Genomic DNA, 512 nt, shown 5'->3' on the forward strand with positions numbered 1-512 from the left:
ACCAAATCAATCACCAGATCATGGTTCTGATTGCCGATTTTGCAAAGATGAAAGTCAATTCCAGTGATTTGCCGTGTTTCATCGGGGGTAAAGACTTGCGCTTGTGGGTCCACTTGCGTCCAGATCTTCACCGTGGTGGTGCGCCGCATCACTTTCACATCAATCACGCCTTGCCCTGTAAAAAGACCCGTAGCAATTGTTCCACCTTTCCCCCGTGCCACAACATTTTTTGTGCCAGCCGGAATGTTTTGTGGAATCGTGAAAGTGCCTTCAAGGGTGCCCTTGCTATCGGCAACAAGCTTTGTTTTTGGTAAAACATTCACACCATCAAAGGTAAGACTTTCCAAGATTTCGCTACTGCCAAAACCTTCAATTTTGAAAGAAAGGGTAATTTGTCTTAAAAAATTGATTTTCTCTTGGGTTGCACTCACCAAATCATCACTGATTTCTGTTTTACGAACGCTTCTCCCACGGTTCCATCCCATGTTCAGTTGATTGGTCACGCTTGAGAG

The 512-nt window shown here is 44.7% G+C and carries 1 pseudogene; it reads right to left on the reverse strand.

The window, feature by feature from the left end:
- Positions 1–512: pseudogene (locus ACFINZ_RS12170) on the reverse strand (DUF4815 domain-containing protein); the annotation flags it as partial.

Source organism: Bartonella sp. AA81SXKL, assembly GCF_042196945.1.
GTDB lineage: Bacteria > Pseudomonadota > Alphaproteobacteria > Rhizobiales > Rhizobiaceae > Bartonella.